Consider the following 12,355-nt stretch of genomic DNA (forward strand, 5'->3'; position numbering starts at 1 on the left):
CTGATTAGTGCTGTAACCCTTATCATGGTGCAGAAAACAGGCTTATGCAATAAAGATTTGATTTCGATGTCTTTGAAGTGCTTCCTGGTCCGGACGGAAACGCGATGGGAAATAAATGTGTTGGCCCTCATACGGTTTAAAGAAGCGGTTCATGGCTTCTCCTGTGCAGGCATCACGAATCTGCTGCGAATAAACCAGACGATAGTCCTCATCCAATGTCATCAGACCGCGATCGAAGGCTTTATCGTGGAGAGAATTCAGACAAAGACCATTGTGGGGGTCGGCTCGTTTCGCAGGATCTTCACTCCAGGGAATGATGTGGCTTGCTATCAAAAGGTCCTTGATCTCGATTTGCGTCACACAGCATCGGTAGTCGTAAGATGCCAGGACCGTTGAACGGAAGAAACGTTGCGCACGCCGCACTTTGGTCACACGCGTCGATTCGGTTTCTCCCTCGAATTGGACCACTTCCTCGGCAGGCTCTTCCGGAATAAGATTCAACTCTTGTTCCAGGCGCTGACTCTCATTTGCCAGGCCTTCCCAGTCAGAGTGGAATTCCTGCCAGATTGCGCGGTCCGCGTTAGACGCTCCTGAGAGTCCTTTGACACCCCGCTCCTGATGATATGGATCAAGAGATGCCAGGTTGCTCAGTTTCATGGCAACACTGGAGGCTGATCGACCAATAGACTGAGCCAACTTAATTACATCTTGATTACGATTATGATACTTCCCGAATGGTAAGCGGCAATACAGGCCCATTGCCAGAATCAGTTCTTCACGAGTCCAGTTTCGTGTCATGTCAGATTTAATCCGGGAGGTGTTGCTTTGGTCTGTTGACTGTATAGTTGAACTCTTAATCCATAACAGGACAAGTCTATTTCCTGGCCAATTCACCTCCACCCAAAAAAATCACAAATCTCTCGCGGTTCAGTTGGTTCCGGGGGGCGGGTCTGGTATCTTCGGGTGTGGAAAACCTGAACGGTTTCAATCTGACATTTCGTGTTTCGCTCGCATGAAATGAGCTCTTGCCGGGGTTGTTGTCTGTGTGTGGCATCGTCGGTTTTTTGGCCAGGCGCGACGCTGATCGCGAACGTCTGGGACAACTCGTCACTCCCATGCTGGAATGCATGGCGACCCGCGGACCTGACTCCGCAGGCCTGGCTCTGTTTCACCGTCCACTCCCTGCCTCCCGGCGGTTTGCGCTCTCCACCCGTGATCGCGGATTTGACTGGCAGGCGCTGGCTGAATCCTGTCAACAAGAACTGGGTCTGCCTGCGCCGGTCGCCGCTCTCGATAATCATGCGTCGCTCGTCAGCGAACTCCAGCCGGACATTTTTAAACCCTGGCTGACCTCGACGTTTCCCGAGGTGCATCTGCTCTCAACGGGACACGCGATTGAAATCTTCAAAGACGAAGGGCATCCCGAAGAGATTGCCCGGCGGTTCCACTTTACCGAAATGGTGGGCACGCACGTTGTGGGACATACGCGAATGGCGACCGAATCGGCGGTCTCGCCGGCTCATGCACATCCCTTTACGGCCGGTGAGGATTTCTGCCTGGTGCATAACGGTTCGCTGTCGAACCCCTACAGTGTGCGGCGGAAGCTGGAGAGCCTGGGAATCGCCTTTGAAACGGATAACGATACAGAAGCGGGCTGTCGTTTTCTGGAATGGCGGATGCGGGAGGGGGACACGCTGGAGACCGCCATCGAAGTGGCCCAGGCGGAACTGGACGGTTTTTACACCTTCCTGATGGCAACCGCTGACAAGCTGGTGCTCGTGCGGGATGCCTTTGCCTGCAAGCCCGCGGTCGTCGCGGAGACGGACGATTATGTCGCCGTCAGTTCGGAATTTCGTTCCCTGGCACACCTGCCCGATATCAAACATGCTCACGTGTATGAGCCGGCTCCAGAACAGATTTATTCATGGTCAGTCTGAAACAGCTTGATTTAACCGATTTGAGTGTCCGCCAGGTCAACGAGTACCTGCACGGGGGACTGCTGGAAGAACGCCCCGCGCGGGTGGAGATCCTGAACCCCGACGGTCTGCACAGCATTGCCGCCGGCCTGGATACGGAAGTGGATATCGATATCCTGGGGCACGCGGGCTATTTCATCGCGGGAATGAATCAGCGGGCCCGGGTGACGATTCACGGAAACGTCGGCTGGAGTGTGGCGGAGAACATCATGTCGGGCGTGGTTCGCGTGAAAGGACATGCGTCTGAATGTGCGGGGGCTTCGGGACACGGCGGACTTTTAGTGATTGAAGGAGACGCCTCTTCCCGGTGTGGCATTTCGCTGAAAGGGACCGAGATTGTTGTCGGGGGGAGTGTCGGTCACTTCTCTGCTTTCATGGCACAGGCGGGGACGCTGGTGGTCTGTGGCGATGCCGGCCCGAACCTGGGTGATTCGCTGTATGAAGCAACGATCTACGTCCGCGGATCCATTCACAGTTTTGGTGCTGACGCCCGCGAAGAAGAGATGCAGGCAGACGATTTTGAAAAGGTCGCGGAACTACTGTCACGGGCGGAGATGAATTATGACGCCCGCGAATTCAAACGGGTCAGCTCGGCCCGCAGTCTGTATCACTGGAATGCGGACGCCCATCAGGAATATTAAACCACGTACTGCAACGAAATCAGCAGCGGAGAGCAAGTGTGAGTTCGGACAAGTCGATTCAACGCGAAGAGAGTGCCAGTTTCAACGAGCATTCCCTCTTTTACATCCGGCAGGCCGCTGAGTACGGGCTGTATGAGATCCGCGGCATGGGTGCGAAACGGCGTGTGCCCAGCTTCGACGATCTGATTTTCCTCTCCGCGTCCGCGTCGCGGTATCCGCTGGAAGGTTACCGTGAAAAATGCGAATCGAAAACGGTGCTGGGCACGCGATATGCGAAGCAGCCGATCGAGCTGGAGATTCCGATCACCATTGCGGGGATGAGCTTTGGCTCGCTCTCTGCGAATGTGAAGGAAGCGTTGGGTCAGGCGGCGACGCAGATGGGAACTTCCACGACGACGGGCGACGGCGGAATGACGCCGGAAGAGCGGGAATCGTCTAAGACTTTAGTCTATCAGTGTCTGCCTTCGCGTTACGGATTCAATCCTAACGATCTGCGTAAAGCGGATGCGATCGAGATGGTGCTCGGCCAGGGCGCGAAACCCGGGGGCGGTGGGATGCTGCTGGGGCAGAAGGTTTCTCCCCGTGTGGCACAGATGCGGACGCTGCCCGAAGGGATTGATCAGCGGTCGGCCTGTCGGCATCCGGACTGGACGGGGCCCGATGATCTGAAAATCAAAATCGAAGAACTGCGGGAGATCACCGACTGGAAGATTCCGGTGTACGTCAAGATGGGCGCGACGCGCGTGCGGGAGGACGTGAAGCTGGCGGTCAAAGCGGGCGCGGATGTCGTGGTGATTGACGGGATGCAGGGTGGGACTGCAGCGACGCAGCAGGTCTTCATCGAACATACGGGGATTCCGACCCTGGCCGCGTTGCCCCTGGCGGTCGAAGCGCTCAGCGATATGAACGTGCTGGGTGAAGTGCAGCTGATTATTTCGGGGGGGATCCGCACGGGAGCCGACGTCGCCAAGGCCCTCGCACTGGGTGCGGATGCGGTTTCGATTGGTCAGGGCGTGCTCGTCGCGCTGGGTTGTAACCATCATGCGTATCAGCGGGCGGACGGAGAAGAGGTCGACGTCACCGCGGACTATGCAAAACTGGGAACGGCACCCGGCTATTGTCATCACTGTCATACGGGACAGTGTCCGGTGGGCATTACCACGCAGGATCCCGAACTGGAACCCCGGTTGATTCCGGAGGTCGGAGCGAAGCGTCTCAAGAATTATCTGCAGGTTCTGAACATGGAGCTGACGACCCTGGCACGGGCCTGCGGCAAGTCGAACGTACATCATCTGGAGAAAGAAGATCTGGCCGCGCTGACTGTTGAGGCAGCGGCGATGGCCAAAGTCCCCCTGGCCGGAACCAGCTGGATTCCGGGCACTGGTTCCGTTTAAGCGCACAAAACGCGGGCCGCAGGCGCAGCAACTGACAATGAGGAACCACGATGAGTGACCGTGAAGCAATCCGGAGCCGTATGAATACCGCCGGGATCGAATTTCTGCTCGCTCAGTTCGTCGACATACACGGTTCGGCTAAAGTGAAAATGGTCCCCTATTCCGGTTTCGATGACATGATCGACTCGGGTGCCGGCTTCGCAGGTGCTGCGGTCTGGGGCGTGGGACAGGGGCCGAGTTCGCATGACATGCTGGCCCGGATTGATCTCGCCACCTACACGCCGCTCCCCTGGAAAGAGAACACGGCCCGCTTCGCTGCGGACCTGTTCGTGGATGGGGAGTCGTATCCTTTTTGCCCGCGGACCAACCTGAAACGGGTCCTCGCGGAAGCTAAACAGAAAGGGTATGTGTTCAATGTGGGGATGGAGCCGGAACACTTCCTGGTGACGAAGAACGCAGACGGAAGCTTGTCGCCCTGGAACCCGGACGGTGTGGATTCGCTGGCCAAACCCTGTTACGACTTCCGCTCGATGGCACCGGCGATGGATTATCTGCAGGAGTTGACCACGGCGTTGAATGAGCTGGGCTGGGGCGTGTATCAGACCGACCATGAAGATGGCAACGGTCAGTACGAGATTAACTTCGATTATCAGGACGCGCTGACCACTGCGGACCGGATCACCTTTTTCAAAATGGCGACGTCACAGATCGCCAAGAAATATGGTGCCATCGCTACGCACATGCCCAAACCGTTTGCCGACCGGACGGGCAGCGGACTGCACGTTCACTTTCACCTCGCGGATGCGGAAACAGGGGCCTGCCTGTTTGATGACGCTGCCGACAAACGGGGACTGGGTTGTTCGGAACTGGCGTATCACTTTATTGGCGGTGTGCTCAAGCATGCGCCGGCCCTGGGTGCCGTCACGAGTCCGACTGTGAACTGCTATAAACGACTGCAGCTTGGTTCCGGTCTCTATTCCAGCCGGAGCGGATACACGTGGACGCCGGCGTTTGTGTCGTATGGGGATAACAATCGCACGCAGATGATTCGGACCGCGGGGCCCGGGCATTTTGAAGACCGGACGGTCTCGGCGGGATGCAACCCATATCTCGCGTTAGCCGCTTACCTCGCAGCAGGCCTGGACGGGATTGAAAACCAGATCGATCCCGGCGAACCAAACCTGGGCAATCTCTATGAAAAGACGCCTGCGGAAATTCTGGAGCAGGGAATCAGGATTCTGCCTCAGTCTTTGTGGGAGGCGATTCAGGAACTCAGACAGGACACGGTCATTCAAGGAGCCCTGGGTGTGATTGCCGATGAGTTTATCGAACTGAAAACGCAAGAGTGGGAAACCTACGATCGGCAGGTAACGCAGTGGGAGATCGATGAGTACCTGACGTTTTTCTGATCGCGATACTGTCTGTAAAAGGTGATTTGCAGAAAATCGATATGAATGCGAGTTCTGGTTCTTCTCTGAAAACAGGATGTGTTATAGTGCAACGAGCAGAGAGATCGTCATCGGACTGACGATTTCCCGTTGTCACCTGTTAGAACGGAAGCGACCTGAGCTGATCATGACTCAAGCAACAGAACACGAACCTGCCGGCGAGGACCACGCCGGTCACTCACATGGCCTGACACATGCGGATTCCCTGCGGGGTGTGAGCAGTTCGCGGCTGATCTGGGCGATCGTTCTGAATCAGTTGCTGACGGTCGGGCAGGTGGTCGCGGGAATTTATTCGGGCAGTGTGGCGCTGCTGTCTGATGCTGCTCACAATTTCAATGATGCCAACGCGCTGTTGATTGCCTACATAGCACGACGGATTTCCCTAAAACAAGCCAACGAACGGTTCACCTTTGGTTATCGCCGGGCCGAGATGATTGGTGCTTTGATCAACCTGACGCTGCTGGCGATCGTCGGCCTGTACCTGGTTTATGAAGGGATCTCCCGTTTTTTCGAACCGGAACATGTGATGGGTTCGGTGATGGCCTATACCGCGATTCTGGCCCTGGTGGTCGACGTCGGATCGGCACTGCTGTTGTGGTCGATGAGCAAGGGTTCTTTAAATGTCCGGGCCGCATTTTTCCATAACATTGTCGACGCGTTAGGCAGTATCGCGGTCCTGGTGGGTGCAGCGGCGATTATCTGGTTTGGGTGGAACTGGGTCGATCCGCTGATTACCGTGCTGATCTCGGGTTATATTCTCTGGGAGGTCTATAAGATGCTCCCGCAGGCGATGCGGATGCTGATGGAAGGAACCCCCGCTGACTTCGATATTCCAGCCCTTGTCGAACGCGTCGAAGCGCTTGCCGACATCGAAGAGATCCACCATCTGCACCTGTGGGAACTGGATGAAGAGCACACAGCGCTGGAGGCACACGTGGTCATCCGGAAACAGAATGCAGAGCAGATGGAGATCATCAAGCAGCAGATCAAGGAATTACTGGTACACGAATTTCAGATTGAACACTCGACACTGGAATTCGAATTCGCTGACGCAGCAGAAAACCAGTGCCACGATACGCGGGTGATTCCCGAGCATTGATGGCACTGGTATTTTGTGCTTTTCTCTTTAGGTGCTACTGAGTATCGTTCAACTGGTCAGCGAAGCACTTTTGGAAGCCAGCTGTTCGAGTAGATCTTTCCAGGAATCGACGAACGACTCGGCGCCATCTTTCTGCAGTTTTGCGGCGAGGGCATCGCAGTCGACGCCTTCGCGGGTGAACTCACCTAACAGGGAGCCGCTTTCGCCGCCGTCGTCTGCCAGCAGTTCTCCGGTCTCGCCGTGATCGGCAAACGCGTGCAGTGTTTCTTCGGGCATCGTATTCACGGTGAAAGGGGAGGCCAGTGATGTGATGTAAAGAACGTCAGAAGCGTTGGGATCTTTCGCCCCGGTACTGGCCCAGAGCAGACGCTGCATCTGCGCACCACAGTTGAAGATCCGCTGCCAGCGGGGTGAATTCATCAGCTCTTTATAGGCTTTGTAACACTGCTGACCAATGGCGATACCCAGGCGGTCATGCAGGTTTTCGGGAACCTGATCAACGACAGCGCGGTCCCAGCGACTGATAAACAGGGAAGCGACCGACCCCACGACCGGATTCAGACCCGCTTCGATGCGGCGTTCAATCCCACGCAGGTAGGCTTCTGCAGCAGCTACGTAGTGTTCGGGAGAAAAGAGCAGCGTGACATTCACGGGAATGCCGGCGAAGATCGATTCTTCAATGGCGGGCAGACCTTCTGTCGTCCCCGGAATTTTGATAAGGACATTCGACCGTCCTGCGCGTTCATGCAGGTCTATCGCCGAAGCGATCGTGCCCGCGGTATCGTAAGCCAGGGTCGGTGAGACTTCGAGTGAGACCCAGCCGTCGACACCCGCGGTGCGTTCCCAGACCGGTAGAAATAAATCGGCGGCTTCCTGGATATCCTGCAGCGCCAGTTCGAAGAAGAGCTGTTCGCCTTCTCGTCCCTGGTTGCGCAGTTCGAGGATGGAATCATCGTAGAGTTTGCTGCTCTTGATGGCTTTCTGGAAGATCGTCGGATTGGAAGTCAGACCTGTGAGTGAAAGCTCTTCGATGTACTGTTGGAGCGTGCCCTCTTTCAGCATGTCCCGGGTGATATTATCAATCCAGAGACTTTGCCCCAGATCATGAAGTTGTTGAGTGGCTGGCATTCGATGACCTCCTGTTATGGTTTAGATTTTTTCTCTATGAGTTTCCGTTTAGCGTTCTTCCATTGTCGTCAATTTCTGCAGCGATTGAAAGGCTGACTCCGATAACAGGTCCGTTGTGCATCGCCAGCGCCAGTTTCCCTCGCACGATCCGGGCGTATTCATCCGGGCTTCCTCGCCCAGGTTCAGCAGATCCTGCAGGGGAGCGATCGACAACATCGCCACGGAGGACCAGGCCTGTTCCAGAAAGAGCGGTGCGATTTCTGCCTCGGATACTTCCGCACGTTGCAGCAGCTGATAAATCGGCAGTCGTTCTTCTGCAGACAGACCGCGGAACCAGCCACGCGTGGTGTTATTGTCGTGCGTACCCGTGTAGACAACAGAATTCTCATTGAAATTCTGAGGCAGGTAAGGATTCGCGGGATCTCCGTCGAAGGCGAACTGCAGAACCCGGGTTCCCGGCAGTTGGAAGCGGTCGCGGAGTTCGTTGACATCGTCGGTGATGACTCCCAGATCCTCAGCGATAAAGGGGAGTGAGCCCAGTTCCCTCTGTACGACATTAAAGAAGTCACTGCCCGGTCCGGTCACCCATTCTCCAGTAAGCGCACTTGGTGCGCCAGCGGGGACGTGCCAGGCGGCAGCGAAGCCCCGGAAATGATCAAGGCGGATGAGGTCCACGTGCTGCAGGAGTGCGCGGATGCGATTGATGTTCCACTGATAGCCGGTCTCACGGAGTGCCTCCCAGTCAAAGACAGGATTACCCCAGAGTTGTCCCTCGGCACTGAAGTAATCGGGAGGGACACCGGCGACGTACTTCGGCCGGAACTGTTCATCCAGCAGGAACAGTTCCGGGTTCGCCCAGGCGTCACAGGAATCGGGGGAGACAAAAAAAGGAAGATCGCCAATAAGCTGAATTCCCTGCTCGTGCGCATACTCTTTGAGTCGCTCCGCCTGACGGTACACCAGATACTGGGCCAGGCGGATCTGTTCGATTTCCGGGGTCAGTTGTCGACGCGCTTCAGCCAGGGCAGCCTCTTCCCGGTGGACCAGTTCTGCAGGCCAGGTGAGATAACTGGCTCCCTGATAGCGATCTGAGAGTGCCTGAAACAGAGTGTAATCTTCCAGCCAGTGCTGTTCCTGTTCCAGAAACCGTGCGAAGTCCTGGCGCAGTTCCTCACTGGCCCAGGAATGAAATTTCGCAGAGACCGTCTGCAGCAATCGCTGTTTGAATGCTCTGACTGCTGGATAGTCGACGTGGTCGGCTGCGAAATCGGGAAGCTGTAGTTCATTATCATGAACGAGTCCCACCGCGAGGAGATCTTCGGGGCTGATCAACAGCCAGTTGCCGGCGAAAGAGGAGACGGGCTGGTAGGGAGAATCTCCGTAGCCGATCGCCGAGAGGGGCAACATCTGCCACCAGGACTGCCCTGCCCGGGCGAGCAGGTCGATCCAGTCACGGGCTGCGGCTCCCAGATCGCCGATGCCATACGGACCGGGTAAGGATGTCGCATGCAGCAGCAGGCCGGCACCGCGTTTCTGCAGTACGGGGGAAGCATGGTCTGTAATCTCATCATCGGCGGTCATATCTATTTTCGATTCCTTTCCTCAGATCACCTTAAACTGACGCAGTATTCTATCCCACCCCGAAGAAGATTCTCTAATTAAAATTTGAGAAGTGACCGGTTGCGTGGTTCTTCCCAGGAGGACATCAAATCGGGAACGTCTGCTGATCGACTGGGAAAATGAGAAGAAACGCTTTATATTGAAGCCAGGCTGGAAGCACTCGTCCACGCGTGGCTTTCAGTACCAGAATTTAATTTATTTTTCGCGCTCACCCACAGGATTTACGTATGTTTCAACCAGTTCGTCTACTCTCCCTGTTACTGGCAGCCCTTTTCCTTCTACAAAGTCCGCTCCGTGCAGCGCAAACTGAGCAACAGAAACCGCTAAAGGCTGATGTCATCGTTTACGGGGCAACACCGGGGGGATTCTGTGCAGCGATTGCAGCGGCACGCGAAGGAGCTGAGGTGATTCTGCTGGAGCCGACCGATCATATCGGGGGCTTGAATACCGGCGGCCTGAGCTTCAGTGATTCCAACCAGACGGTCCGCAGTACAGTCATGGGGCTGTTCGATGAATGGCATACGCGGATTGAAAAAGACTATGCCGACCGGGGAATCACGCTGCCGTACAGGGTGAGTGTGAAAGACCAGTCGAAATGGACCTACGAACCACACGTGGCGATGCGAGTGACGCGACAGATGCTGGATGAGGCAGGCGTCAAAGTACTGCGGGAACAGCGTCTGCAGTCGGTTCAGAAAGCAGGGACGCAAATCAAAGAGCTGGTCACCAACAGGGGACGCTTCGCAGCGCAGGTCTTCGTGGACGGCACATACGAAGGGGATCTGATGGCAGCGGCGGGCGTCAGCTGGACTATCGGTCGCGAAGGGAAAGCGGAATATGGTGAATCCCTGGCGGGCAAACGCTACCCAAAAGGGAAAATGAAAATCAACGGTTTCGATGACCAGGGTCAGCTGTTGCCTTTGATCACCACGACGGATGCGGGGCCTGAAGATGAAGGTGATTCCAATGTCATGGTTTACAGTTTCCGGCTCTGCCTGACGGATGATCCCGACAACCGGGTGCCTTTTCCACAACCAAAGAATTATGATCCCGACCGGTTCGAGGTGGTGCGACGCTATGTGAAATCGGGGGGCCGTGTGGGCTGGGATATGTATCCGCTGCCCGGTGGAAAACTGGACGGCAACAATTCGATTGGGGGCCAGTTCTCTCTCGGTCTGGTGGGAGCGTGTAACGGCTGGAGTGAAGCGGACGCAGCAGGTCGGGCCGCGATCTGGGAAGAACATAAGCAGTACACGCTGGAGTTTTATCATTTTCTGACAACGGATCCGGTGGTCCCGGAAAAGATTCGTCAGCAGTATGCGCAACTGGGGCTCTGTAAAGATGAGTTTCCCGAGTACGGACATTTCTCTCCCACCCTGTATGTACGCGAAGGACGTCGGATGCGGGGCATGTTTGTGCTGAGCCAGAAAGACATTCTGGAACAGCCCGAAAAAGAGGATCCGATTGTGATCTCGTCCTTCCCGATTGACTCGCATGACTGTCAGCGGGTGGCCCTGAAAGGGGGCGGCGTGATCAATGAGGGGACGATTTTTCCGGTCAGACGCGCGTACCCGAAGCAGGGCTATGCGTATCACGTCCCCTATCGTTCGATCCTGCCCCAACCGGATGAATGCACCAACCTGCTGGTGCCGGTGGCTCTCTCCTGTACTCACGTCGGTATCTCTTCGATTCGCGTAGAGCCCACGTGGATGATTCTCGGTCAGAGTGCCGGCATCGCGGCGGCCATGACTGCCCGTAAGAACACGACCGTGCAGAAACTCCCCTACCCGGAACTGCGGAAGAGACTGCTGAAGCGGGGACAGGTACTGGAACTACCCGAAGTCCCCCCCGAACCGAAGACCGTGAGCGGTATCGATCCGAAGATGCTGCCAGGCGTGGTGCTGGATGATGGAGCCGCGGAACTCAAGGGGAGCTGGAGCCGTTCCACGAATTTTAAACCTTATATCGGCAAGGGCTACGTACACGATGGTAAGTCAGGGAACGGAAGTGCGTCGGCAACCTTCCGCTTCAAAGTACCCCACACGGGTCGTTATCAGTTGCTGATGGCTTACTCGGCGCATCCGACCCGTGCGAAACAGGTTCCCGTGACCGTATCCAGCGGCACAGACCAATCGACGCTGACCGTCGATCAGACCAGGCCGTTACCGGCGGGGAAACGGTTTCGCGAGATTGGAACAGTCCGGTTGCAGGGCGCTACCGAAACCACGATCACCGTCAGCAACGATCAGACTGACGGCTTCGTGATTCTGGATGCGATCCAGCTGCTGCCGATCGCGGAAAAGTAAGCTCGGACTTACTTGCGTTTGAACCGCAGGAAGTAGTTTTCCTCAAAGGCGGGAATTTTGACTTCTTCCACGAATTCGAACCCAGCGTCTTCGACTTCTTTACGGAAGGTCTCTTTGCCTGCGCGAACATGGCCCAGCGTCCATTCGCGGGACTTGCCGGGGATGCGTTCGAAGTCGATCAGAATCAACTGACCACCGGGAACGATTGCCTTGTGCAGGGATGCCATCGACCGGGACGGGTATTCGAAATGATGGTAGACATCGCAGATGAAGGCGGCGTCAATTGAACCGGGGGGCAGGCGGACGTCGTCCTGTCCACAGAGGACGGGAGTGACATTCTTCAGATCCAGGATATCTGAGATTTTCCCGACCCGTTCGACGAATTTGGGGACAATATCCAGAGCAAATACCCAGCCTTTTTCTCCAACTGCCAGGGAGAACGGTTCGACGAACAGCCCCGTCCCGGTCCCGACATCGGCAATGCGATCGCCGGGTTTGAGTTTCAGCTGTTTCACAATCTGGTCGCGGGCGCGAAAGACTTCCCGGCTTTCGACTTCAAAGCGTTTAATCCATTGATCGACATCCAGATCGGGATCGAGGAATGACTTATTGATGCCCGGCTTCACACTTTGAGGTGGCGCGGTGGCAGTCTCCTGGGCCATGACAGGAGAGAAATGCAGGCAGACGGTGGCGAGCAGAGTAAAACATAAAACACGCATAGCAGGTTCCTGAATAAAGGGGAC

10 protein-coding genes are annotated in these 12,355 nt (G+C 56.0%); 6 read left to right on the forward strand and 4 right to left on the reverse strand.

The window, feature by feature from the left end; genetic code table 11:
- Window positions 1-42: 42 nt before the first annotated feature.
- Window positions 43-798 carry an HNH endonuclease gene (locus HG66A1_RS25165; RefSeq protein ID WP_197996780.1) on the reverse strand — a complete coding sequence of 252 codons (756 nt, stop codon included), beginning with the start codon at window positions 796-798 and terminating at the stop codon, window positions 43-45.
- A 245-nt stretch (window positions 799-1,043) separates the two neighbouring features.
- Here HG66A1_RS25165 and HG66A1_RS25170 point away from each other — a divergent pair, with 245 nt between their 5' ends.
- The 5 genes from HG66A1_RS25170 (at window position 1,044) to HG66A1_RS25190 (ending at window position 6,558) form a co-directional block, all read left to right on the forward strand.
- Window positions 1,044-1,937, forward strand: coding sequence for a class II glutamine amidotransferase (locus tag HG66A1_RS25170; RefSeq protein WP_145193903.1), 894 nt, complete (start codon window positions 1,044-1,046; stop codon window positions 1,935-1,937).
- Entirely contained in the window at window positions 1,925-2,617 is a 693-nt protein-coding gene (locus tag HG66A1_RS25175) for a protein glxC (RefSeq protein ID WP_145190704.1), read from the forward strand. Before HG66A1_RS25170 ends, HG66A1_RS25175 begins: the two co-directional genes overlap by 13 nt.
- A gap of 38 nt (window positions 2,618-2,655) precedes the next feature.
- On the forward strand, window positions 2,656-4,011 hold the full coding sequence (locus HG66A1_RS25180) for an FMN-binding glutamate synthase family protein (RefSeq protein ID WP_145190706.1): 1,356 nt from the start codon (window positions 2,656-2,658) through the stop codon (window positions 4,009-4,011).
- A 50-nt stretch (window positions 4,012-4,061) separates the two neighbouring features.
- Entirely contained in the window at window positions 4,062-5,420 is a 1,359-nt protein-coding gene (glnT, locus tag HG66A1_RS25185) for a type III glutamate--ammonia ligase (RefSeq protein ID WP_145190709.1), read from the forward strand.
- 166 nt (window positions 5,421-5,586) lie between these two features.
- On the forward strand, window positions 5,587-6,558 hold the full coding sequence (locus tag HG66A1_RS25190; protein WP_145190713.1) for a cation diffusion facilitator family transporter: 972 nt from the start codon (window positions 5,587-5,589) through the stop codon (window positions 6,556-6,558).
- Window positions 6,559-6,606: 48 nt separating this feature from the next.
- Here the strand turns inward: HG66A1_RS25190 and tal are convergent, their stop codons facing one another.
- Together tal and malQ are read right to left on the reverse strand one after the other, a co-directional pair.
- The gene (tal, locus tag HG66A1_RS25195; protein WP_145190715.1) at window positions 6,607-7,686 is read right to left on the reverse strand and encodes a transaldolase; all 1,080 of its coding nucleotides are present in this window, start codon (window positions 7,684-7,686) and stop codon (window positions 6,607-6,609) included.
- A 48-nt stretch (window positions 7,687-7,734) separates the two neighbouring features.
- Window positions 7,735-9,267, reverse strand: a complete 1,533-nt coding sequence (malQ, locus tag HG66A1_RS25200; RefSeq protein WP_145190718.1) for a 4-alpha-glucanotransferase — start codon at window positions 9,265-9,267, stop codon at window positions 7,735-7,737.
- Between the two features lie 266 nt (window positions 9,268-9,533).
- On the opposite strand from malQ, the gene HG66A1_RS25205 reads away from it, so the two are divergent.
- On the forward strand, window positions 9,534-11,612 hold the full coding sequence (locus tag HG66A1_RS25205; protein ID WP_145190721.1) for an FAD-dependent oxidoreductase: 2,079 nt from the start codon (window positions 9,534-9,536) through the stop codon (window positions 11,610-11,612).
- 8 nt (window positions 11,613-11,620) lie between these two features.
- On the opposite strand, the gene HG66A1_RS25210 is transcribed toward HG66A1_RS25205, so the two are convergent.
- A complete protein-coding gene (locus HG66A1_RS25210) occupies window positions 11,621-12,331 on the reverse strand; it encodes a class I SAM-dependent methyltransferase (protein ID WP_145190724.1) in 711 nt (236 codons plus the stop codon).
- Window positions 12,332-12,355 lie beyond the last annotated feature (24 nt).

It is taken from the genome of Gimesia chilikensis (assembly GCF_007744075.1).
Lineage (GTDB): Bacteria > Planctomycetota > Planctomycetia > Planctomycetales > Planctomycetaceae > Gimesia > Gimesia chilikensis_A.

What these genes read in the sequence shown, in the direction of transcription:
- HG66A1_RS25190 (WP_145190713.1), top strand. Translation starts at nt 5,587, where the DNA reads ATGACTCAAGCAACAGAACACGAACCTGCCGGCGAGGACCACGCCGGT.
- tal (WP_145190715.1), bottom strand. Translation starts at nt 7,686, where the DNA reads ATGCCAGCCACTCAACAACTTCATGATCTGGGGCAAAGTCTCTGGATT.
- HG66A1_RS25205 (WP_145190721.1), top strand. Translation starts at nt 9,534, where the DNA reads ATGTTTCAACCAGTTCGTCTACTCTCCCTGTTACTGGCAGCCCTTTTC.
- glnT (WP_145190709.1), top strand. Translation starts at nt 4,062, where the DNA reads ATGAGTGACCGTGAAGCAATCCGGAGCCGTATGAATACCGCCGGGATC.
- HG66A1_RS25175 (WP_145190704.1), top strand. Translation starts at nt 1,925, where the DNA reads ATGGTCAGTCTGAAACAGCTTGATTTAACCGATTTGAGTGTCCGCCAG.
- malQ (WP_145190718.1), bottom strand. Translation starts at nt 9,267, where the DNA reads ATGACCGCCGATGATGAGATTACAGACCATGCTTCCCCCGTACTGCAG.
- HG66A1_RS25165 (WP_197996780.1), bottom strand. Translation starts at nt 798, where the DNA reads ATGACACGAAACTGGACTCGTGAAGAACTGATTCTGGCAATGGGCCTG.
- HG66A1_RS25210 (WP_145190724.1), bottom strand. Translation starts at nt 12,331, where the DNA reads ATGCGTGTTTTATGTTTTACTCTGCTCGCCACCGTCTGCCTGCATTTC.